Source organism: Acinetobacter sp. YH12231 (genome assembly GCF_013417755.1).
Taxonomy (GTDB): domain Bacteria; phylum Pseudomonadota; class Gammaproteobacteria; order Pseudomonadales; family Moraxellaceae; genus Acinetobacter; species Acinetobacter amyesii.
Genome location: NZ_VPDJ01000017.1, coordinates 78,027 through 101,315 on the forward strand (window position 1 = coordinate 78,027; position 23,289 = coordinate 101,315).

The 23,289-nt window shown below is 39.3% G+C and carries 25 protein-coding genes, 1 rRNA gene and 1 pseudogene; 17 read left to right on the top strand and 10 right to left on the bottom strand.

Going from position 1 to position 23,289, the window contains the following annotated elements; translation table 11 throughout:
* Positions 1-238 precede the first annotated feature (238 nt).
* The 5 genes from FTV11_RS11720 to FTV11_RS11740 all read right to left on the bottom strand — a co-directional run bounded on the left by FTV11_RS11720 (position 239) and on the right by FTV11_RS11740 (position 4,418).
* The gene (locus FTV11_RS11720; RefSeq protein WP_180063089.1) at positions 239-1,318 is read right to left on the bottom strand and encodes a porin; all 1,080 of its coding nucleotides are present in this window, start codon (positions 1,316-1,318) and stop codon (positions 239-241) included.
* 312 nt (positions 1,319-1,630) lie between these two features.
* A complete protein-coding gene (locus FTV11_RS11725) occupies positions 1,631-2,044 on the bottom strand; it encodes an HIT family protein (protein WP_078188511.1) in 414 nt (137 codons plus the stop codon).
* A gap of 31 nt (positions 2,045-2,075) precedes the next feature.
* A complete protein-coding gene (locus tag FTV11_RS11730; protein ID WP_078188510.1) occupies positions 2,076-2,345 on the bottom strand; it encodes a YARHG domain-containing protein in 270 nt (89 codons plus the stop codon).
* Positions 2,346-2,433: 88 nt separating this feature from the next.
* Positions 2,434-3,306: an NAD(P)-dependent oxidoreductase gene (locus FTV11_RS11735; protein ID WP_180074037.1), complete on the bottom strand. Its 873-nt coding sequence runs from the start codon at positions 3,304-3,306 to the stop codon at positions 2,434-2,436.
* Between the two features lie 17 nt (positions 3,307-3,323).
* Positions 3,324-4,418, bottom strand: a complete 1,095-nt coding sequence (locus FTV11_RS11740) for an alpha/beta fold hydrolase (protein WP_180074038.1) — start codon at positions 4,416-4,418, stop codon at positions 3,324-3,326.
* 142 nt (positions 4,419-4,560) lie between these two features.
* Between FTV11_RS11740 and FTV11_RS11745 the strand changes: the two genes are divergently transcribed.
* The 10 genes from FTV11_RS11745 to trpB all read left to right on the top strand — a co-directional run bounded on the left by FTV11_RS11745 (position 4,561) and on the right by trpB (position 13,036).
* Positions 4,561-5,748, top strand: coding sequence for an O-succinylhomoserine sulfhydrylase (locus tag FTV11_RS11745; protein ID WP_180040989.1), 1,188 nt, complete (start codon positions 4,561-4,563; stop codon positions 5,746-5,748).
* A gap of 32 nt (positions 5,749-5,780) precedes the next feature.
* The gene (locus FTV11_RS11750; RefSeq protein WP_180074039.1) at positions 5,781-6,110 is read left to right on the top strand and encodes a YbaB/EbfC family nucleoid-associated protein; all 330 of its coding nucleotides are present in this window, start codon (positions 5,781-5,783) and stop codon (positions 6,108-6,110) included.
* A 12-nt stretch (positions 6,111-6,122) separates the two neighbouring features.
* On the top strand, positions 6,123-6,719 hold the full coding sequence (gene recR, locus FTV11_RS11755) for a recombination mediator RecR (protein ID WP_078188505.1): 597 nt from the start codon (positions 6,123-6,125) through the stop codon (positions 6,717-6,719).
* Positions 6,720-6,920: 201 nt separating this feature from the next.
* A complete protein-coding gene (locus FTV11_RS11760) occupies positions 6,921-8,063 on the top strand; it encodes an HRDC domain-containing protein (RefSeq protein ID WP_180074040.1) in 1,143 nt (380 codons plus the stop codon).
* A gap of 124 nt (positions 8,064-8,187) precedes the next feature.
* Positions 8,188-8,496, top strand: a complete 309-nt coding sequence (locus tag FTV11_RS11765; protein WP_078188503.1) for a YcgL domain-containing protein — start codon at positions 8,188-8,190, stop codon at positions 8,494-8,496.
* A 21-nt stretch (positions 8,497-8,517) separates the two neighbouring features.
* Positions 8,518-8,901, top strand: coding sequence for a hypothetical protein (locus tag FTV11_RS11770; protein ID WP_078193907.1), 384 nt, complete (start codon positions 8,518-8,520; stop codon positions 8,899-8,901).
* 21 nt (positions 8,902-8,922) lie between these two features.
* Positions 8,923-9,774 carry a MoxR family ATPase gene (locus FTV11_RS11775; protein WP_078188501.1) on the top strand — a complete coding sequence of 284 codons (852 nt, stop codon included), beginning with the start codon at positions 8,923-8,925 and terminating at the stop codon, positions 9,772-9,774.
* A 79-nt stretch (positions 9,775-9,853) separates the two neighbouring features.
* Positions 9,854-10,306 (top strand): hypothetical protein, encoded by a 453-nt coding sequence (locus FTV11_RS11780; protein ID WP_180074041.1) that lies wholly within the window; start codon positions 9,854-9,856, stop codon positions 10,304-10,306.
* 202 nt (positions 10,307-10,508) lie between these two features.
* Positions 10,509-11,696, top strand: coding sequence for a VWA domain-containing protein (locus FTV11_RS11785; RefSeq protein WP_180011244.1), 1,188 nt, complete (start codon positions 10,509-10,511; stop codon positions 11,694-11,696).
* A 131-nt stretch (positions 11,697-11,827) separates the two neighbouring features.
* Positions 11,828-13,036 (top strand): tryptophan synthase subunit beta, encoded by a 1,209-nt coding sequence (trpB, locus tag FTV11_RS11790; protein WP_180074047.1) that lies wholly within the window; start codon positions 11,828-11,830, stop codon positions 13,034-13,036.
* A gap of 508 nt (positions 13,037-13,544) precedes the next feature.
* Here the strand turns inward: trpB and FTV11_RS11795 are convergent.
* The 3 genes from FTV11_RS11795 to FTV11_RS11805 form a co-directional block, all read right to left on the bottom strand.
* Positions 13,545-13,976 (bottom strand): CBS domain-containing protein, encoded by a 432-nt coding sequence (locus FTV11_RS11795; RefSeq protein ID WP_180074042.1) that lies wholly within the window; start codon positions 13,974-13,976, stop codon positions 13,545-13,547.
* 106 nt (positions 13,977-14,082) lie between these two features.
* Positions 14,083-14,460, bottom strand: a complete 378-nt coding sequence (locus FTV11_RS11800) for a DUF2750 domain-containing protein (RefSeq protein ID WP_078188495.1) — start codon at positions 14,458-14,460, stop codon at positions 14,083-14,085.
* 139 nt (positions 14,461-14,599) lie between these two features.
* Complete coding sequence (locus FTV11_RS11805) at positions 14,600-14,833, bottom strand: hypothetical protein (RefSeq protein ID WP_180022713.1); 234 nt, start codon at positions 14,831-14,833, stop codon at positions 14,600-14,602.
* Between the two features lie 222 nt (positions 14,834-15,055).
* Here FTV11_RS11805 and FTV11_RS11810 point away from each other — a divergent pair, with 222 nt between their 5' ends.
* Positions 15,056-15,415 (top strand): hypothetical protein, encoded by a 360-nt coding sequence (locus FTV11_RS11810; RefSeq protein WP_111884936.1) that lies wholly within the window; start codon positions 15,056-15,058, stop codon positions 15,413-15,415.
* A 109-nt stretch (positions 15,416-15,524) separates the two neighbouring features.
* A complete protein-coding gene (locus FTV11_RS11815; RefSeq protein ID WP_180022712.1) occupies positions 15,525-15,848 on the top strand; it encodes a hypothetical protein in 324 nt (107 codons plus the stop codon).
* On the opposite strand, the gene FTV11_RS11820 is transcribed toward FTV11_RS11815, so the two are convergent.
* Positions 15,772-17,340, bottom strand: a complete 1,569-nt coding sequence (locus tag FTV11_RS11820; protein ID WP_180074043.1) for a pitrilysin family protein — start codon at positions 17,338-17,340, stop codon at positions 15,772-15,774. The genes FTV11_RS11815 and FTV11_RS11820 overlap by 77 nt on opposite strands.
* Positions 17,341-17,466: 126 nt before the next feature.
* Positions 17,467-18,780 (bottom strand): annotated as a pseudogene (locus FTV11_RS11825) (M16 family metallopeptidase); the annotation flags it as partial.
* 250 nt (positions 18,781-19,030) lie between these two features.
* On the opposite strand from FTV11_RS11825, the gene ftsY reads away from it, so the two are divergent.
* The 5 genes from ftsY to FTV11_RS11850 form a co-directional block, all read left to right on the top strand.
* Complete coding sequence (gene ftsY / locus FTV11_RS11830; RefSeq protein WP_180074045.1) at positions 19,031-20,137, top strand: signal recognition particle-docking protein FtsY; 1,107 nt, start codon at positions 19,031-19,033, stop codon at positions 20,135-20,137.
* Between the two features lie 174 nt (positions 20,138-20,311).
* A complete protein-coding gene (locus FTV11_RS11835) occupies positions 20,312-20,998 on the top strand; it encodes a nitroreductase family protein (protein WP_180007271.1) in 687 nt (228 codons plus the stop codon).
* Positions 20,999-21,211: 213 nt separating this feature from the next.
* On the top strand, positions 21,212-21,805 hold the full coding sequence (locus FTV11_RS11840; protein ID WP_180007270.1) for a nitroreductase family protein: 594 nt from the start codon (positions 21,212-21,214) through the stop codon (positions 21,803-21,805).
* A gap of 183 nt (positions 21,806-21,988) precedes the next feature.
* Positions 21,989-22,666 carry a DUF2057 domain-containing protein gene (locus FTV11_RS11845; protein WP_180074048.1) on the top strand — a complete coding sequence of 226 codons (678 nt, stop codon included), beginning with the start codon at positions 21,989-21,991 and terminating at the stop codon, positions 22,664-22,666.
* A 510-nt stretch (positions 22,667-23,176) separates the two neighbouring features.
* A 16S ribosomal RNA gene (locus FTV11_RS11850) occupies positions 23,177-23,289 on the top strand; the annotation flags it as partial.

The window sequence follows — 23,289 nt, forward strand, 5'->3', positions numbered from 1 at the left end:
CAGATCAGATTTGAGCTAGTACAGCCTTAGAAAAACCTCTGCATAACGAGTTGTATATTTGATATCTTTGTTCTTGAGTGAGATGAGTATAGTTCATGATGCAACTTTGACCGGTCGGAAGCAAAATGCGAACTCAACTTGCTTCTCTCTAATAATTTAATCTTTGTTGCTCTTCTTTTTTGAATTTAAGAGTAAAAAAGACATACCGGAGTATGTCTTTTGGGGGAGATATTGCAGCTTAGAAGTCGTAACGTAGACCAAGAGAAAGTGCAGTTGCATTTTCATCACCGATACCTGAGATACCGTTACCGAAGCTACGACCTTCTTTCCAAGGATTGAGTTTAGAGTTTTTGTCGTTAAGCACAGTTGCTAAGTTGCTGTATACGCGTAATGTGCTATCCAACTTATGTTCTACACCCACACCGATCAAGCTTGCATTGGCATCATCAGCATCTACGTCACGGTAGAAGTATTCACCGCGTACTGAGGTTTTAGGCGTTACTTTATATTCGCCAGCTACACCGAAAACTTGCGCATCTGGGTTGGCTGTATTGTTGTCGTGTTTGGCAATTTGGTATAACGCACCCAAGTTAAATTCTTCAGTTAACTTATATGCACCAGCAATACGCAATGCATCACGACTTGCACCACCAGCTGCGTTTGCTGCATTTTCATCATACTTTTCGTAAGCTGCTGCAAAATCAATAGGGCCTTCTTTATAAGTTAGAGCAAGATCATAGGCTTTGTTATCATCTTTGCCTTCGCCATCTGCTTCACGGTCAATTTGTGTACCTGAATGCATTGACATTGCAGCCAATACATTGAAACCACCGCCAAATTTTGGCGATTTATATTCAATGGTGTTTTCATTACGTTCATCAAATTTTAAGTTGCCTACACGTGTTACGTTACGAACGTCACCAACCATGTCACCGAAGAAGTTCACAGGGCTACGTGCGACTTTAAATGGGCTGTCAAAACGACCTACACGTGCTTGACCATAAGTTGAACTTTTTAAACCCACGAATGTGTCACGTGTTGAAAAATCTACACCTTTGCTGTCTTGGCTACCGCTTGCAAAGTTTACTTCTTGCTCAATTTGAGCGAATACGTTGAGGTCATCATTAATTTTTTGATCTACTTTGAAGCCTAAGCGTGAAGCGTTAGAAGAAAGACCAACTTCGTTGTAATCTTTACCATCATCTAGATAGTCAAGAGAGACATGTGCACGGCCATAAATTTTTACATCTGCAGCAGATGCCATCATTGGTGTAAGAATTGTTGCCCCGATTGCTAATGCACATAGATTTTTTTTCATTTGAAGCTCCAGAAGACTTTTCCAGTCATATCAATATGTTTTATCAGTAGCTTGGCTAGAAGTAATTTCGCTATCTAATGGCGCTAAGTATTCATTACAAATAAGACAGTTCTATTAAGGAAATATTTCAAAACGGTGAAAGGTGATTTTTGGTTTAAATTGTATTTTTATTTATAAAGATTGATATTTATTAAATATTTATAGTTATTTTTAAATATTAAATTTTGCAGTTAAAATGACTTGGCACAATATTCTAAACATAAAAAAATGGAGCCGAAGCTCCATTGATCATCACTTTAAACTCAATTGGACTTAAAGTGCTGCTTTGATTTTTTCGCCAATAGCTTTAATTTTTTCCATGTCGCCCATTTGTGCGGCATGTTTACCTAATTCATGCACTGAAGTCGGAATTAGGTGGAAATGCACATGCGGAACAGTTTGACCCGCAGCAGCGCCAGACAACTGCATCAATACGATACCTTTCACGTCTAAGGCTTTTTCCATTGCTTTTGCAACTTTTTGAGCTACCTGAATGGTATAAGCAGCCGCTTCTGGATCTAAATCAAGCAGCGTAATAGCAGGGGTTTTAGGAATTACGAGCGTATGACCTTCGGCCTGTGGCATGACATCCATAAAAGCGAGTACTTGATCATCTTCATAGACTTTAAACGCAGGAAGTTCTCCGCGTAAAATCCGAGCAAAAATATTTTGATCATCATAAGTCATTGCTAAATTCCTTGAGCGAATTGAATCGTAATTATTTACAGTTCAATTCTTTCTGACGATCTTTGATCGCGTCAAGTCGTTGTTGCTCTTTTTCTGAAAATTTAGGCTTAGTTGTGTAGCAATTGTCATTGCCAAACTTCGCTTTAGCGTCAGGATCTTTAAAGCAGAAACCTTTCGATGCATAAATCACATCATGGTCATTTTTCAACTTTTGGCATTCTTGCTCAGATGCTAAAACAGCAGTAGAAGCCCCGATTAAAGTTACAGCACCTAGCAAAGTTGCGAGGGTAAATTTGTTCATGCGAGTTTCCTCTGTCATTTGTAACAATGTGTGTTATGACACTAGAGTACAATATGATGGTTATTTATCGTTATTCAATGGCGAGTTATTACTCAATTGTAATTTTACTCCATTTTTCATACATAATCATAGCGCTTGAAAAATCACTGTTTTCTTCAGCTTGATCGCTTGCTGCTTGGATTAAATTTTGCGTCAAAGAGAGCACCGGTGCTGAAAGTTTTGCTTGTCGCACCAGATCAACAGCAATTCCCGTATCTTTTGCAAGTAATGGAAGTGCAAAGGTTAATGGGAAGCTACGATTCAGTACGCGCTGCGGTAAAACTGTTTCAGTCACATTACTTTTACCGCTCGACGCATTAATACAATCGAGTGCTTCATGTAAGTCCACGCCATGCGCTTTTAAGGTGGTGAATCCTTCAGCAACTGCACAAAGATTTACAGCCATTAACATGTTGTTTACAGCTTTGACGGCAAAACCCGCACTCGGTTCACCCACATGTTTAATCAGTTTGCCAAATGTTTGGATCGCAGGTAATGCACGTTCAAAGGCTACTTTGTCACCACCAATCATGACGGTTAATGTTCCCGTTTCAGCGCCAATGGTTTGTCCACTCACAGGGGCATCTAAGAATGCAATATTTTGCTGCTTTAAGGCAGCAGCGAGTTTTTTTGCAGATTCGGGTACACCGCTGGTACAGTCGACCCAAATCGAGCCTGATTTCAGCGTTACACTCGCAATTAAATTTTCAACATCTTGGCTGATGGGTAGGCAGGAAAAAATAATGTCCGCTTGTATTGCTTGCTCTAAAGCAACCGCTTGCGTACCAAATTCAGCAGCATGTTGTTCTGCCTTGGTAAAGTTTCGATTCCAGACATAAACCGTGTCGAACTGTTTTGGTAGGTGCGCTGCCATACGGTAACCCATTGCGCCCAATCCGATAAATGCAACTGACTGAATCATCTTTACCCTCTAAATTTTTATTTCAATAAACTGGATCTTTGTGTAAGCCACTGGGTCAAAGTTGGCCAAAATTGATTGGCACTTTTTTGACTCGACATCAGGCCGAGGTGACCACCGGGAATGAGAGTAAACGTGACATCTTGACTACTTGTCAATTCGCCTAAAGGACTTGCTGCATCTGCCGTAACGATTTGATCGGTAGAACCCGCGCCAATTAACAATGAACAGTGGATATTTTTTAATTGAATAACTTTATCTTTCAATTGAATAATGCCGTTTTTAAGCGGATTTTGCAGCCAAACATTGAATACCATGTCTTGGTTAATGCCACCAGGATAGTCAATCATGTGATTGAGAAAATCGCCCATGGTTGCATGTTCATACAGATCATGCAGATTATCTAAGTTGGAAAGAAATTGTTTTTGGCTTTTGAACCAACCCATTGGATCGACGATTTTAAATCCAATCGCATTGAGTACGCCCGGTGTATGGATAAAATGTTTAGGAATTTTCCCAGTGTAGACCGTATCTTGTAAATTCTTACTACGTGAAAGCAAGCGACTGGTTTTTTGAAATAACTTTCCGATACGACCTGAGGCATAGCTATCAATCGGTGCGCCCATCACCATTAGATTTTTAACATGTTCAGGTTGATGTAATGCGGTATACAGCGTGACAAAGACTCCAGCCATACTCCAACCGTGTAGCGAGATGTATCGACTATCTGCATGCTCACAAATTTGATCAATACAATGTGGAATCACATCATCAATAAACGATAGAAAATTTAAGAATCGATCTTGATAGTTTAATTTTCCCCATTCCAACAAATAGACATCAAAGCCACTGTGTTGAAAATGTTTCACCAATGAGCGATATGGATACAAATCATAAATCGCCATATTGATGGCTAGTGGAGCAACAAATACTAAGGGTTCTTTGTATTTACGATCAGGCGAAGCGTAATACCGAACTTTTGCATGTTTATATTCAGTAATTACTTCATAGGGTGTTGATTGAGAAAGGACCAGCGATTTTGCATTAAACACACGTGTAGACAGGTGTTTAATTTTCTTTTGCTGCGCTAGAAATTTCTGTTTGAAAGGGTGCATAACTGTCAATTGCCTAAGTCCTTGTAGGATTGGTCGAAGTCTAAGCGATAATTTCGTATTTTACCTTGACCTTAAATAGCTTAGACGCTCAAAATATTGGCAATTCTTCACAAAGGCAGTTCTTCGCGACTGAGTAATACAGATGAGCCAACAAGACGACATCGAATACCAATTAGAGACTTTAGCGATTCGTACAGGTCATACTCGTACTTTTGAGGGTGAACATAGCGAGCCAATTTTCCTGACTTCATCATTTGTTTGTGAAAGTGCAGCAGATGCCGCAGCAAAATTTTCAGGTCAAATTGAAGGCAATACCTATTCACGTTATACCAATCCAACTGTACAAGCGTTCGAAAAACGTTTAGCTGTTTTGGATGGTGCTGAAGCCGCAGTTGCGACAAGTTCGGGTATGGCAGGCGTACACGCGATCACTTTGGCATATTTGAAAGCTGGCGATCATGTGGTGTGTTCTCGTGCGGTCTTTGGTTCGATCATTTCTCTGTTTGAAAAATATGTCATCAAATTTGGCGTTGACGTGACTTTTGTTGATTTGGAAGATTTAGATGCTTGGAAACAAGCGATTCGTCCAACTACACGCCTATTGTTTATTGAGACACCGTCAAACCCATTAGCTCAAGTAGGTGATTTACAAGCAATTGCCGATATTGCACATGCGCATGGGGCATTATTTGCAGTCGATAATACTTTCTGTACACCAGTGTTGCAGCAACCGATTAAATTTGGTGCGGACCTCGTGATCTACTCATCAACAAAATATATTGATGGTCAAGGTCGTGCGCTCGGTGGTGCTGTTGTAGGTAGTGCAAAATTGATGGAAGAGATTACAGGTGTTATTCGTACACTGGGTAACTCGATGAGTCCATTCAATGCATGGATCTTCCTGAAAGGCCTAGAAACTTTAAGCTTACGTATGAAAGCTCACTGTGCAAGTGCTCAGACTTTAGCTGAATGGTTGGATGCACACCCGAAAGTTGAAAAAGTGTACTATGCTGGACTTCCAAATCACGAAGGTCATGAGTTGGCGAAAAAGCAACAAAAAGGCTTTGGCGGAGTTGTGTCGTTTGTTGCCAAAGGCGAACGTGAAGGTGCTTGGACCGTGATTGATAATACCAAGTTCCTTTCTATTACAAGTAACTTGGGTGATGTAAAATCAACAATTACCCATCCTGCAACGACTTCTCATGGCAGAATGTCTGCAGAAGCGAAAAAAGCAGCAGGGATTAGCGAAGGTTTAATTCGCGTATCTGTTGGTTTAGAAGATATTAATGATATTATTCGCGATCTTTCACGCGGTTTAGATCTTATCTAAAGTGAATTCATCAGTTTTGTTCGGAGATTTTTATGAACATTAATATGCTCATGCAGCAAGCTCAACGCATGCAAAAAGAAGTTGAGAGCAACATTAAAAAAGCCAAGGAAGAGCTTGCACAAGTTGAAGTTCACGCTGAAGCAGGTGGTGGTCTGGTTAAAGTTACTATGACTGCACGTCATGTAGTGAAACGTATCGAAATCAATCCTGAACTACTTCAAGATGATGCAGATATGATTGAAGACTTAATTGCAGCAGCAATGAATGATGCTTCACGTCAAGCTGAAGCGATTTCAGAAGAAAAACTGAAATCTGCAAACTCGGGTATGGGGCTTCCACCTGGCCTTTCAGGTTTATTCTAAGGAATACGTTGAATGTTTAGTGATCGTTTTGATCAACTTGTACAGGCATTGCGTATTTTGCCAAGCGTTGGGCCTAAGTCGGCTCAACGTATGGCACTGCACTTAATCATGAAAAATAGGGAGGGTGCTGTTGGTCTGGCACATGCCTTGACTGAAGCAACCAACTATATTCATGAATGTTCCATTTGCCATTCATTGACTGAAGATGAAGTATGCAACATTTGCGTCTCTTCAGAGCGTGATGATCAACTGCTTTGTGTGGTTGAATCTCCTGCAGATGTCATGGCAATCGAGCAAAGTGGCAGTTTTAGAGGGAAATATCATGTATTGGGTGGGCATTTGTCGCCACTCGACGGTATTGGCCCCGACGAAATTGGTATCCCATATTTAATTCAACGACTAAGTGATGGTAAAGTGCAGGAAGTGATCTTGGCGACCAATGCAACAGTTGAAGGTCAAGCGACAGCACATTATTTGGTTGAAGCGACTAAACATTTACCAATACAAATGACCCGTATTGCACAGGGAGTACCACAGGGTGGTGAGCTTGAATATGTGGATAGTCATACCTTAAGTCAGGCCGTGCATAACCGAATGCGAATGAAGTAACTATAGAGCGAAACTCGTTTCGCTTTGTATAATTTTCACCTAATTATTTATACTTAATAACGATTAAAGTTTTTGTTTACAATGAATAAAAAAGCCAATTAAAGGAAATAAGTCACTAAAATAACGTTTTTCCTTATAGATAAATAATATATATCAGTTAATATAAGCTCATAGAGCATCTAAAATTAGACTCAGCAACTTATGTATCAATTCATTCAAAATCAGCCAGATTTAAATTCTGTTTTAAATCTTATGGACCAAAGCTCGATTTACGGACTCGACACCGAGTTTATAAAAGTAGATACCCTGTGGCCCAAACTTGGACTTTTCCAAATTAATGTACAAAATCAGGTGTATTTACTTGATGGTACAACCCTCGATTTAAGCCAATTCTGGCAAAAATTATTTGCGGCTCAGCAAAACATTTTTCATGCTTGTAGTGAAGATATCGACCTGATTTATCACTATGCACAGCATAAGTCTTTAGAAAATGTCTTTGATACACAAGTTGGGATGTCATTTTTAGGGCATGGCTTACAAGTCAGCTATCAAAATGCCTTAAAAACTATGCTCGATGTAGATATAGATAAAGATCAGACACGTTCAGATTGGTTGGCTCGTCCACTCAGTGCCGAGCAATTGAACTATGCAGCGAATGATGTACATTATTTAATGAATTTAAGCCATACGATTCAGAATGAATTGGCTGCGAAAAGTTTATTAAATTGTGTGCTTGAGGACTGCAAAAATTTAACTTATGAAATTGGCACTGAAACGCCGATCCATATGTTGTATCACGATATTGGTAATTATCGACATTCACGTCGACAGCTCATGCAAATTCAGCAATTGGCCGTTTGGCGTGAGCAAATGGTGAAAGCCTTAAATCAGCCACGTAGCTTTATTCTTAAAAACTCAACTATCATTGATATGGTTGAAAAAAATCCAAAAAATAATTTTCAATTGAGTGCCGTAAAAGACATTCGTCCGAACATTGTGCGTGAGCATGGTAAAATTATTTTAGATTTGTTGAAGTTTTTACCTGAGCAAGCTGAATGGCCGCTGCGTATGGCACGTCCAATTCGTCATTCGTCTCAGGATATTGGTTCGCGCGTCGATACCGTTATTCACCGTGCAGTACAAGAAACCTCTGTGCCTAAAGAAGTTTTAATGCGCAAAAAATGGTTAAATGCCTTGTATCAGCATGTGGTATTTCATAATGATGAACAGGATTTACCGAGCTATCTATTGGGCTGGCGCTATGATTTGCTGACGAAGCCTTTAATTGAAGTGCTGCATGCCGATGAAAGTTATCTTTCTGGTCAAATGAAAGTGTTGGAATAAGTTCTGATTGATTAAAGAACTATCACTTATACAAATTCACGACTGATGCGTTAATAAACACTAATGTATCAGTCTTTTTTTTGATGTATCCTTTGCCTTGCGTTTAATGAGTATTGATTCAATTATGTACTGTTCTATCTACAAATCGAGCAAAAAAGATGAAATGTATCTTTATATTGCCCGTCCTGAAGTTAATGAAAACGAAACTGAAGCGACTGATCCGCTTGCAGTAATGCCTGATGCTTTACGTACAGCATTTGGTCGTGCCACATTTGTCATGGATCTAGAACTCAGTGAATCACGCAAACTTGCACGTGTGAACGTATTGCATGTACTAGATTCAATTGAAACAAAAGGGTTCTTTATTCAAATGCCTCCAGAAGGTTTAATTGACCCAAATGCAGTTGAGCCAGAAGGCTTGCGCGGCGCTTAAGTTAATTCAGGAGTTGTGAAAATGAATGGTGTAGTATCGGTATTGGACTCAATTCCTGAAAGCAGTATTGCAATTACGGTTTACCTAGGTGGGGCTGTAATTGCTTTGTTGTGTTGGTATGGGCTGATGAAGCGCTTACCCAAAACGATCGGTGCCATTGGTTGGCTTATCGTATTTGCTATTTTATTAACACCAACCGTTTCTGAAGGTTCAAATGCAGCCATCGCACCTGCGATTTTTGGTTTGATTTTTGGTGTATTAACAAAAGATCAGCCATTGGTTTGGTTGAATCTATCGCTGATTCTCTTTGTGGTGGGTATTGGTTTAGTCCTCGGTTATTTTTGGACCAAATACAATGCAGCGAAACCACAGCACGTTGTAAACAAGAAAATTTCACCGCTTTAAATAAAAAAATAAGGTTATGTCATGTCTGTTGAAACTCAACAATTTACTGGTACAGATCAATATATTGCGACCGATAGCTTAAAACTTGCAGTAAAAGCTGCACGTTCATTGCAAAAGCCACTTTTGGTTAAAGGTGAGCCGGGGACAGGTAAAACACTTTTAGCCGAACAAGTGGCTGAAAGTTTAGGCCTTAAGCTCATTACGTGGCATATCAAATCGACGACCAAGGCTCAACAAGGTTTGTACGAGTACGACGCCGTATCTCGTCTGCGTGATAGTCAGTTGGGCGATGACCGTGTTTATGACATCAAAAACTATATTAAGCCGGGTAAACTTTGGGAAGCGTTTACCAGTGAAGAACGTTGTGTACTTCTAATTGACGAAATTGATAAAGCAGATATCGAATTCCCTAATGATTTGCTACACGAACTCGATAAAATGTCATTCTTTGTGTACGAGACAGGTGAAACGATTACGGCAACACAACGTCCAATCGTGATCATTACTTCAAATAATGAAAAAGAACTTCCAGATGCCTTTTTGCGTCGTTGTTTCTTCCATTATATTGAATTCCCTGATGAAGCAACCATGCGTGAAATCATCGATGTGCATTTTGAAAATATTTCAAATACCTTGGTTTCTGAAGCACTGCAAATTTTCTTTAAATTACGTCAAGTTCCGGGTTTAAAGAAACCGCCTTCAACTTCTGAGTTGATTGATTGGTTGAGTTTGCTGATGGCTGATGATATGCCAGAAGATATTTTACGCAATACAGATAAATCAAAATCAATTCCACCGCTTTATGGTGCCTTGATTAAGAACGAACAAGATGTGCAATTGCTTGAACGTCTAGCATTTATGTCACGTCGTTAATTGCTATTAATTTTATCAAAGATTTAAAAGCCGGTTATCCGGCTTTTATTTTGAGCATTAAAAAATATAAAGGTGAATTATGCAGACAAGCGCATACGTATCAGGTGTACATATAGCTGTACCTAGGAGATTTAAGTCAACTGTGCTCTTGTTGGCTGCGAGCTTGTATTTATCTAGTTATAGCTATGCGATGGATGATGCTCAGTTTGAACAGCAGCATCAACAGCTACTCCAAGATGCGTATTGGGCGCAAGTTGCAGAACATCAGCTTGAAGAAAAACTCATCGATCAATCAGGTCATCTTGTAGCTCAAACGACCATTCAACAAAAGGCCTGTGCTGCAACTGTACTCGAGCTGAAATACTATGATTTTGTGATCTTGAATCTAAGAGACTTTAACCGCTATAGAAACCATCAAGGTTTTCATAAAATCGTAACCATTGAAAAGTTACAGCAAGATCGTCTCGATGTTCAGCACAAATATGAAACTCTTAAACAATCGCTTAACAATAGAAATGCGATTTGCGAATAAATCATGCTGTATGTGTTTCTTTGGGTAGTAGGGCAACGTATATGAACACGCAGTAAAAGCTTTTGGCTTTACTTGTAGGGATCAATTTTTCATAATGGTGGATGTAAGGCAAGACTCAGTTGCAGATGAAATAACAAGATCACATGCATTCACACTGGATTTGACCTCCTGATATTTAATTTTTATTGGATTTTATTCGCCTATGTTTGTGCGATTGTTTTATACCCTTCGAAAATACGGTGTTCCTGTTTCAACTCGTGAATTGATTGACTTGAACCAAGCAGTGGCAGCAGGGCTGGTCTTTGCAGATCAAAATGAATTTTATCAGCTTGCAAAAACCGTCATGGTCAAAGATGAACGTTACTTTGATAAGTTCGACCGCGCAATGAAAGACTATTTTGACGGTATTGCCACCTTTGATTTGGATGAACTATTAAATCAGGTGCATAAACTGCCAAAGGATTGGTTTGATCTAGAGCTCATCGAAAAGCATTTGACACCTGAACAACGAGAAGAACTAAAAAAAGCTGGATCATTAGAAGAACTGATGAAAATGCTTGAAGAGCGTTTGCGCGAGCAGCATAAAAAGCATCAAGGTGGTAATCGGATGATTGGGACGGGTGGTACGTCCCCGTTTGGTGCCTATGGCGACCATCCTGAAGGCGTGCGTATTGGTGGGCCTGGTCGTAAACGATCTGCGGTGAAAGTGTGGGAACAACGTCAATACCGAAACCTAGATGATGAGCAGATTCTCGGCAGTCGTCAGATGCAGATGGCTTTGCGTCGTTTGCGTAAATTTGCCCGTCAAGGTGCAGCAGAAGAGCTGGATATCGACGGAACCATTCGTGAAACTGCCAAACAGGGTATTTTGGATGTGCAGTTGGTTCCAGAACGACGTAACCGTATTAAAGTCTTGATGCTTTTTGATGTTGGGGGCTCGATGGATTCACATATTGCCCAATGTGAGAAGCTCTTTTCCGCTGCAAAAACTGAATTTAAAACATTGGAGTATTTCTATTTCCATAACTGTTTATATGACTATGTGTGGAAAGATAATATTCGCCGTTCAAGCACGCGTATGAATACATGGGATCTATTCAATACCTATGGGCGAGATTACCGTGTCATCGTGGTCGGTGATGCGAGTATGGCACCTTATGAATTGAATTCTGTAGGTGGTTCTGTGGAGTATATGAATGATGAAGCGGGTCAGGTGTGGTTACAGCGCTTACGCAATCATTTTGATAAAACAGCGTGGCTAAACCCTGAAGAAGAAAGTTATTGGCATTACACCCAAACCATAGCTGCGATTAAACAAATCTTTGAAGATCATATGTTCCCGATGACCCTAAAAGGTGTGGAAGATATGACGAAATATTTAGCGCGCTAAAGCGTTAAAAACGATACTTTTTCTTATCAATGATGTTTATATTACTTACTCCAATTTTGCATTGTTTCTTATTTTCAAAATTGGATAGTATTTAAAAGTCTTTGTTTTGCATACAACATGAAGGAAATATGATGGATCATCAAATTAATGGTATCGCATTACCTAATGAAGAAGGTTTCTTCGGTGAATACGGTGGGCAGTTCATTCCACCAGATTTAAAACAGGCAATGGATGACATTAATGTTGCTTATGAGCAAATTCGTCATACAGAAGAATTTCAAAATGAATTGAAAGAGTTGTTTGCACACTATGTTGGACGTCCAAGCCCATTGTTTTATGCGAAGCGCTTGTCTGACAAATTAGGTGGTGCACAAATCTACCTCAAGCGTGAAGACCTCAACCATACTGGCGCGCATAAAATTAACCACTGCCTTGGCGAAGCCTTATTAGCAAAATACATGGGTAAAACCAAAGTGATTGCTGAAACCGGCGCAGGTCAGCATGGTGTAGCATTGGCAACGGCTTGTGCCTTAGTGGGCATTCCATGTGAAATTCACATGGGGCAAGTGGATATTGAAAAAGAACATCCAAACGTGGTGAAAATGAAGATTTTAGGTGCCAACCTTATCTCTGTTACACGTGGTACAGCTACGCTTAAAGATGCAGTAGATAGCGCTTTTGAAGAATATTTAAAAGATCCAACCAATTTTATTTATGCGATTGGTTCAGTGGTTGGCCCACATCCATTCCCGAAAATGGTTCGTGACTTCCAGTCAATTATTGGAGATGAAATTAAAGTTCAAGCCAATGATCGATTTGGTGCAAATCCTGACTATGTGGTTGCATGTGTGGGCGGTGGTTCAAATGCTGTCGGTGCATTTACAGCATTCCTCAATGACACCGATGTAAAACTTGTGGGTGTAGAACCTGCAGGTCATGGCTTAGATACCAATATGCACTCTGCGACGTTAACATTGGGTAAGCCAAGTCAAATTCATGGCATGGCATGTTATGTCCTTGAAGATGAACAGGGTGAGCCTTTGCCAGTGCATTCAATTGCATCAGGTTTGGACTATCCAGGAGTGGGGCCACAACATAGTTTGTTAAAAGACCTAGGCCGTGTTGAATATACAACAGCGACAGACCAAGAATGTTTAGATGCCTTCATGACGCTCTCACGTGTGGAAGGTATTGTTCCTGCACTAGAAAGTTCACATGCGGTTGCTTGGGCAATTCGTGAAGCGCCAAATCTTGCCAAAGATGTGAAGATTGTCGTTAACGTTTCAGGCCGTGGCGATAAAGACTCAGACTATGTGGCTGAAAAATTAGGTTTAAATTAATTACTGCCATTAAAAAAGACTAAGTTGCTCATCATCTGTTGATGATGCAAAAATCTTTTGCAGTTGTATAGCCCGATCTATATTCGAAGTATCCCAGGTTTTTAACTGGGATATTTTTTTTGACGTAATTTTTATAAAAAATATGGTCAAAGCTTGATGAAATTGAAATTAACTCAGGATGTAGTGCATAAATAATTGCCTTTGCATCTAAAATTTCTGTGATAGAAGATGCAATCTCTAAATTGATCGTACGTCGGTGGTATTGCAGCAGCTCATCGTCTTTCGTATTGCAGCAGTTCATCGTCTTTCATAGAAACCATCAAGCGTTCCAATTCTAAAATGATGGCATCAAGGTGGGCTAATTTATCTAAAGCAGGTTTCAACATAAGAAAGGAAATTGAGAAAAGTAATTAATTTGTAATGTGTATGTCATTACAAAATGTGAGTTATATAAAATTATTGATATTTAGAATTCCCCCTTAAAGCTTATCAAGGGGGATTTTTGAGTTTAGCCTGAAATATATTGTTGAAGTTGTTCGATCAGTTTTCGTTGATCATCCATTGCTGCTTTTACAAGGTCACCGATGGAGATTAAGCCAGTCAATTTCTGTTCCTCAACGACAGGTAAATGACGTAAATGGCGATCTGTCATGAGTTCTAAACATTCTTCGACAGTCGCTGCACTTGTTACAGTGATGACACTACCGGTCATGATTTCGCTGACAGAGGTATCGAAAGAGGTTCTTTCCATCAGGGCGATTTTACGTGTGTAATCACGCTCAGACAAAATCCCAACGACCGTGCCTTCATGGGTCACAATGAGGGCACCAATGCCTTTTTGTGCCATCAGGGAAATGGCTTCGAGTACAGTCGCATCTGGGGTGATGGTGTAAATTTCTTGATAAGCTTTGTCTTTAAGTACTTGGGCAACTGTAGTCATATTTTCATTCCTTTATAGTAGTTTTTGTTTAATTTAAATTAACGCGAAATTTGAAAAAAGCAAATACTTTTCAGTGCATGCTGAGGTCAAGCATGCACTGAGGGTTTTATGCCATTTGAATCTTATCTTGGTTAAAAAAGAATAAACGCATTTGCGAGGTTGTGAGCTTGAGACGGATATGGCTAGAGCTATGCAACGCAGGGATGACTTTAAGGCGTGTTAATGTCGGTAATAGCGATGCCTCAAAATCTTCTGGTGTAATGCGTCGTGGAGTGTAGTTGGGCCAATGCTTTTTGGCATATTTATGCGCTTGAATGCCATTTAGCCAAAACGGGAAGATAATATGATCTTGATCGCTGGTCATTGCCCAACCTTGTTGGTGGTAGAGACCCCAAAGGACTCCACAGTACATCATGGTTTTTAAAATACTAATTTTGAAAAATAAATCTTTTGGAATAGGTTTATATTGCTTTAATTTAGACATCATATGCAGCGTGTTGTTGATGTTGCTCCTATTGTAGGAAATTCTTATGAAAAAGCTGTGTAAGCTTTGAACTTGATTGTAAGAATTTATGTAGTTAAAAGTTGAAGGGTGTAAAAAACGCCACCTTAGTGACGTTTTGTTATGCTTGCAAGGTGGCCATGTTCTGCCAATATTGCGCTTTGAGTGAGTCACGTTCTACGCGGAAGCCTTGATAATAAAGTTCAGCCAAAAATAACGCTGCTTTACCATGTCCAGCACGAGCTGCATTTTCCAATTCATGAACTGCATCGCTGAAGTTCATTTGAGATTGAATTGTGTTTACCGCATTTGCGTATACATGTTCGAGTTCATGTTGAGAGAATTGTTGAATCATATTTAACTCCTTATTCTAATTATGATCATTAAGGGCCCATTCTTTAGCCCTATTAACTAATTTAACTAAGTATTATTAAACTAATATTACAATTATCTTGAATTGTCAACTATTCACGTAAATATTTCTAATTTGCTATGGTTTACATGATTAAACAATGGACAATTGTTTTCGTGAGTAAAATACTATCATAAGAAGTTGTAGATAATAAGGAGAAGTAAAATGACAAGAGTTTTAGACGGTTTAACTTTAGATTATCCTCCGACATTAGCGCAAATTGTGGAGTTGGCACATCTACATCGTCGCAATCTTGATGAAGCAATTTTTCATCAGGAGATTCATTTAGGGGATTTTGGTTTGGCACAGCGCAAACGTGTATATGATTTCACACGGGATTTAGATAAGGCACAGCGCTTAGAATTTTACAATGCATATAATGGAGAATTACTCAAAATCGCCGATGATGATGACTTACATCCAGCGCATGCAGAAGGTGGAATGAGTATTTTTGCAGTATTTATCGTTTTGGCGATTATTGCATTGATTCTTTATTTTGCGGTGATACGTACCATTATTCATTAAATTGTTTAGCTAACTCACAGACTGAAACAGTGGACTGATGCAGTTTTAAGCGCTGTGACTTGAACTTCTTGAACGTCAGCCATACACTACTTTGAACCTGAGGTAGTGTATGACTATTGATTTAGAAAAAATTATTCAATTCAAATCTAAAATACAGCTAGAGCAAATTTATAATATCTTTGTTTCAGTCGTGATCGTAGTGATTTTGGTATTGGCTGTGATTGCCTTATATCGTCCTATTTCTGTACAGCAATACCAAAACGTGTCACGACTTGCGTTGCAGCAAAGTTATCCTGAAACACAGGAAATGGCGATGCTGCTGAGACAGCAAGATCGCATTCGTGTGGGTGCTTATCTTAAATTGATGCATGCTTATCAGATGGAGTCTGTACGGGCACATCAACTTCCGGCTTTGGCAGAGGAACAGCCTTAGTCGCAGGGATAATCTTGGTTGGAGCTGCTTGTACATTATCCTCCAATATCTGCTGTACTTCATTTTTATCTAAGGTTTTGCTCACCACAATCACCGTCATATTTTCAGGGTGCATGTAGGTACGAACCGCATTTTGTACATCAGCTACAGTTATTTTTTCCAATAATTTAGGGTACTGGGTCAAATAATCTGGGTCTTGTTGATAAAAGCCCAATAGACCAAGCTGTGCATTGATCGTTGCATTACTGCTGTAATTATTTGGAAAAGCACGCAGCATACCGGCTTTGGTTTCTTCCATTTGTTTTTGATCAATAGGCATTTTGACAAAATCATTAAAAGCCTTATGTGCCACTCGAATACTATCTATAAGCTGATCTTGACGTGTTCCATAGCTAAAGCTAAAGATACCGGGTGCTTGGCTAAAGCTAAATGCACTATAGGCACCATAAGTATAGCCACGTTTGACACGAAGCTCTTGCATGAGGACCGAGTTAAAACCTCCACCGCCAAACATTCGATTGGCTACTTCTAAGGCTAATCGATCTTTGTTATCACGGGTCGTCCCTAAATGTCCAAATATGACGTTGGCTTGGGTGGAATTGTAGGAAAGATGGATAATATCAAACCCTTGTTTTTCTTCTGGTTGTGCAAGTGCCTTGGCTTTTTCGCCTTGCTTTAAGTTTCCAGAAATACGTTCTGCTAGGTTCTGAGCTTCTTTTTTGCTGAGTTTGCCTGTAATGGCAATATTCAAGTTTTGAGCAACTAAAAATTGATCACGAAACTTTTTTAAAATGTCTGGGGTGATTTTTTTGATACTGCCATTGGTTCCCGTAATCGGTTCTGCATAAGGGTGTGTGCCGTATACAGCCCGATAGAATCGAATATTCATTAAGCGACTAGGGCTTTCTTGGAGTTGCTTCTGACCAGCTTGGTTATTACTGAGAGCTAAGTTTAGACTGGAGGTTTTAAAAGTCGCATTTTTAATCACGTCCATCATCATACTTAAAGCAGGTTCTAATTTTTTAGGGTCTGATAATACGCGCAGCCGAACGACAAACATATCTCGATGTGCTTGTACGCTAAATTGAGCACCTGTTTGGTCAAAAACCGAGGCAATTTGCGTTGCATTGTATTTTTCTGTGCCTTCATCGATTAAACGTGCAGCCATGTTGGCAACACCATACAAGCCTTTTCCGACTTCTTCATCACGAGCAGAACCTGCATTAAAGGTCAGTTGAATATCCACCATGGGTAGATCTTGTGATTCAACAAACAGGCTATTCACACCATTTCGGTTTTTCAGCACTTGAACGAGTGGAGCACGGTAGTCTTTATCAATCTGTAAATTCTTTAAACTTTGCAGCATGGGGATAGATTGTAATTGGCTCGGATTATCGTTGAGGTCAGGAACATTTTCCGTATAAGTTTCTGCATGGAGGATTGAGCCAAACGCAGTGAGTAAGCTTAGGGATAAAATTTTCGTAATAGTCATCACTAATCCTTACAAGACGCTTTCTGTGTTTTGGGTTGAGCTGGTCTGTTGCTCTGGAATAACAACTTCTGTTTTTGCAGGTTTTGTAGTTTGATCTGCTTTATTTGCAGCTGTAGGGGTCTCCGTTTGTTCCGGAAGTAAATACATGGTGCTTAAATTTTCTCGGACAAAATACGCATTGGCGACACGTTGAATATCCTGTGCGCTGACGTTTTCATATAGTTTTGGTAATTCGTCCATGAGCCTGAAACTGAGTCCATTGACTTCTAAGTGGCCAATAGTCTTGGCTTGGCTGCTGATGTCATCTTGGTTATAAACTAAATTGGAGACAAAACGTGTGGTGATACGTTCGACTTCAGGTGTTTTGACTAATTCTGTTTTTAAAGTGTCGATTTCATCTTGTATGGCTTTTTGAGCTTGTTCCATTTTGACGCCATCGGCAGGGAGTGCTGAAATGGTAAACAAGCTGTCTCCACGATTGTATGGATCATAAGAAACACTTACAGCCGTAAGTAATTTTCTATCGCGTACCAGTTTGTCTTGTAGGCGAGATGAAATACCACTGTCTAAAATATTGCGAATAATATTGAGAGCATAAGCATCTTGTGGGTTTTTTGCGGTAGCTAGTGAGCGTACATTCCACGCCATATACAAATTGGGCACTTGTACAGGTAAATTTAGTTCCATATGACGATAGCCCACACGCTCGAATTCCATCACATCGTTACGATCAGGTGTTTTACGTGATGGAATATCACCAAAGTATTTTTGAACTTGACGTATTGCTGCTTCGGCATCGACATCACCGACAATCACCAAAATGGCGTTGTTTGGGGTATACCAATCTTTATACCACTGTTTTAAATCTGCTAATTTGATGTTTTGCAGATTTTTCATGTGTCCAATGACGGGTTGACGATAGTGACTGGTTGGATAAGAAATCCATTTGAAACGTTCATAAGCCAAAGAACGAGGATTGTCATCTGTGCGCTGTCGGCGTTCTTCCATAACCACTTTAATTTCAGGTTCGAAATCTTGTTGTTGCAATCGTAAATTACTCATACGATCCGCTTCGAGCTCCAGTGCCATAGGAAAATAGGCTTTAGGATACAACTGATAATAATTGGTGTAATTGGTGAAGGTTGCAGCGTTGATGCTGCCGCCATAGATACGGCTGAGACGTGTAAATTCATCATTAGGAACTTTGGTGGTTCCTTTAAACATCATATGTTCGAGCGCGTGGGAGATCCCTAATAGATTGCCCGACTCATCACTACTGCCAACACGATACCAAATATGGGTCATTACCATCGGCGCACGGTGGTCTTCACGGATAATGACCTTTAAGCCATTTTTAAGCGTGGTTTCAAAGGTGCTACGCGTTAATTGGGTACGTGTGTCTGCATGTAGATGAGTTGCTGACCAAAGGCAACTGCTGATGACACAGATAGGAAGTGCAGAGCGAAATAAAGTTTTAAAAAAACAAGGAGAAAATCTGTTTTTATGGGACACAAAGGAATCCATTAAAATGCATTTTATAGCTATCTAGTTTTCCTAAAGTTAATTTTGATTGCAAGTTCAACATGTTGTTTTTTAGTGTGCTTCGCTCTGACAGGCGTGTATCGACTCAATTTAAGATAACTTATGATAGAATCGGTTTTTTTAACGCAGTGCTTTTCAAGGATTCGGCATGCAACAGCAATCTCATGGGCAGAATAAATTTTTGATTGATGCTGATATCGGTGATGACGATGTCACGCTACCGAGTTTACCTGCGGTAAATGTGCCGATTATCGAGACACCGAAAGTACAGCAAGACGTTGCTGCACCATTACAAGAAACAGTGTCAGAAACTGAAGACTCGAAGGCGAAAGGCGGCTTCTTTAGTCGAATGAAAGAAGGTCTAGCAAAGTCACGTAAGAACTTGGCAGACGGCATGGTGAATATCCTGATCGGTGGGAAGGAAATTGACGATGAACTTTTAGAGGAAGTTGAAGAGCAACTTTTGGTTGCTGACATTGGTGTCGATGCAACCAAAACGATTATTGCGAACTTAACTGAACGTACTGAACGTGGCGATTTAATCTATTCGCACTCTTTATATAAAGCGCTTCAAGAAGAACTGGTGGCATTACTTGCACCACGTGTTAAACCGCTACATATCGACAGCAATAAAAATCCGTATGTGATTTTGGTTGTTGGTGTAAATGGTGTGGGTAAAACCACCACGATTGGTAAATTAGCGAAACGCTTACAAGGTGAAGGTAAAAAAGTAATGTTGGCTGCTGGTGATACATTCCGTGCAGCAGCCACAGAACAATTACAAATTTGGGGCGAACGCAATAATATTGCCGTTGTGGCGCAAGGTCATGGTGCAGATTCTGCATCTGTTATTTTTGATGCATTTGAAAGTGCTCGTGCAAAAGGCGTAGATGTGCTGATTGCAGACACTGCAGGTCGTTTACACAACAAAGGACACCTCATGCAAGAGTTGTCTAAAGTAAAACGTGTAATGCAAAAAATTGATGCTACAGCTCCGCATGAAGTGATGTTAGTGGTAGATGCAGGCACAGGTCAAAATGCCATTAACCAAGTTGAAATGTTTGACGAGGCAGTAGGGCTTACAGGTCTAACTATTACTAAACTGGATGGTACAGCAAAAGGTGGTGTGTTATTTAATATTGCAAGCCGGACCCATGTGCCAATTCGTTTTATTGGTGTAGGTGAGAAAATTGATGACTTGCGTCCATTCTCAGCAAAATCATTTGTCGCAGCATTATTTGAAACTGATAAATAAAATGCGTTAAATGTCACATAAACTCCGCAAAATGCGGAGTTTTTTGTTTTTGAGCTTACTGATTGATTTAAAAAGCAACATGTGAATAAATCATAGTCAAAATTCAGCCTGATATACCCTTAGAATAAGTAAGGAATTATTGTTATATATAAAAATTGCTTTGGGGTGTTTAGGGTGGCGTTACTCGATAAAATTGGTCATGTATTGACTGCGGATATCACTAAAGATTTTAAATTAAAAAAGAAAACTACCGAACAAGAAGTAGAAGCGTCATTTGTCGACCAACTAAAGAAACGTCGTAGTATCTACAAGCTTGGAAAGAAGGTGCATTACAGTCAGGCTTATTTGGCGGAACTGATTCAAGAATCCGTAAGAAGCTGTCCATCTGCATATAATTCGCAAAGCACACGTATTGTGGTTTTATTTGGCGAATCTCATCAAAAATTTTGGGACATTGTAAAAGACGTACAACGCAAGAATGTTGCGAGTTATATTTTTGAAGGTGTGGCGCTCAAAATAGATCAGTGTGCAGCTGGCCTGGGAACTGTACTTTTCTATGAAGATCAAGTTGTGATTCAACAATTACAAAAGAAAGTGCCATTAAGTGCAGAAGATTTTCCAGTGTGGTCGGAGCAAACGTCTGGCATGGCGCAATTCGCAGTATGGACTTCGATCGCAGATGCAGGTTTAGGCGCATGTTTACAACACTATAATCCACACATTGATTATGCCGTTGCCGAACACTTTGATATTTCAAAACAATGGCTGCTTCGTGCGCAGTTAGTCTTTGGTTCAATTGAAGGTCAAGCGCCTGAACGTTTAGAACTCGAAGATCAAGATCAGTTTAGAATTTATGAGTAATTTCTATGTTCTGTAAGTTGCTTTGATCTCTGCATTCTAAATCAGTGAAACCAAAATCTGAATGTAAGTGAGTTGTAGGTATTTAGATGCTTATAACTGATTGTTCTAGAAATAAGACACAATGTTGTAAATATAGTCATGCAACTGTTAAAAACATCACCTATTATAAATCACAACTTAGTAAGCTAATTGAAAATAAAAAGAGGTCTTGTAATGTCATTCTTGAATCAAATCGAACAACGTCGCACAATCTATTCTATTGGTAATAACGTGAGTTTATCGCAAGATGAAATTGAGCAAACCATTAAAAATGCTGTACGTTTAAGTCCATCATCATTTAACTCTCAAACATCTCGTGTTGTTATTCTGTTTGGTGATGCACATCAAAAATTCTGGAATATCGTACGTGAAACTTTACGTAAAATTGTACCTGCAGATGCATTTGAAGGAACCAATGGCAAGATTAATAGTTTTGCAGCAGGTTTTGGTACAGCATTATTTTATGAAGATCAGGCTGTAGTAAAAGCACTCCAAGAACAATTTGCACTTTATGCAGATAATTTCCCAGTATGGTCTGAACACTCAACGGCGATTGCTCAATTTGCTACTTGGACGGCATTGGCTGAAAAAAATATCGGTGCATCATTGCAACATTACAATCCAATTGTTGATGCTGAAACAGCTGCGGCATTTGATGTGCCAGATCAATGGAAACTACGTGCACAGCTTGTTTTTGGTTCGATTGAAGCGCCTGCAGGTGAAAAAACCTTTATTGCAGATGAAGAACGATTCAAAACTTTCAAGTAATGATGGTGTGATGAATTAAAAAAGGATGCTTTAAGCATCCTTTTTTTATATGCAAAATTCTTGAATGAATATCTAAATAATGTCTTGAAACTAAATATACAGTGATTGTTAGATGTCATAAGATTGTCACATATGCATTGCATAGTGCAATCGAAACTAAATAATTGATAAAGAGTGATAATGATGACTTTAAGATTAACTGTTGCAGCTACAGCGCTGATGTTAAGTAGTGCAGGATTTGCAGCTGTAACTTTGACTGTTCCGGAAGAAATCAAAATAGTTGCAGTTAATGATCAAGAAGTTACAGGTGGTTTATTTCGATCTACAGAGAAATATAAGCTAGATGCAGGTGAAAACCTATTAACTGTACGTTATAGCGAATTTTTTCAACATGCTGATAATTCTCACGATATTTTAAAGTCAGGTGTGGCCGCTATTCGTACTCCAGCACTGATTGATGGTCAAGAGTATCGTTTGGGTCTAGTCAATGCACCAAAAGATTTTGATGCTGCGCAAAAATATAAAGACCAGCCGATATTTGGTTTGTATGACAGATCTAATCAATTACTTGTGCAGCAAGCTGGGGCGAAGAAAGAACAAAAAACGATTTTCTCCAATGGTGTTTTAGGTAATGCAGTAGATTTTACGAAGAAAGAAGCTGTGCCAGAAAATCAACCAGCACCTGTTTATGCGCAATCTGTAACTGCAAAACCAACGAACGTAGTATCTCCTGTAGTAGCTTCAAAAAATGTGATTATTAATGAAAATGGGGCAGATCAACAATTAATTCAGCTTTGGCAGAAGGCTAGTAAAGCTGAACGACAAAAATTCATGAGTTGGTTGGCTGAGCAAGCAAACTAAAGCCACTTTCATAACTTCATTGGTTTTCTTAAAATTCGTATTATTCGAAAAGTCCGTTGAAATACGGGCTTTTTAGATTGAAGAATATAAAAATTACCAAGAATTATAAAATTCGTCTTTCATAAGGCAAAATATGTGGATATATTGATCTTTAAATAAGCAATAAATTGCATTTAGTTTAAAAAATACACACTCAAGCACAATATCATAGAAATTTCTATGATAGGGGCTTGTGTTTGTTTTGAAACTCTATAGAATACGCTGCATACCAACGCAGACAGCGATAAACGTAAGTTTTTAAGTTGTTTGATGTTGTTTTCTTATTTGCTGACGAAGCATTAAGAAGATCATTAAGAGATTATGAAGAACAACTTGTGTGGATTTTTACTAGTTGATTGATCGAAATTATTTTCATTGATTGATGGTAGAAATTACTCGAAGTTTATTTGAGCAAATTTTTGTCAGTAATTGATGAGCCAAGATTGGTACACTATATGTACTATTGATTTTAAACTGAAGAGTTTGATCATGGCTCAGATTGAACGCTGGCGGCAGGCTTAACACATGCAAGTCGAGCGGGAATAGGTAGCTTGCTACCGATTTCTAGCGGCGGACGGGTGAGT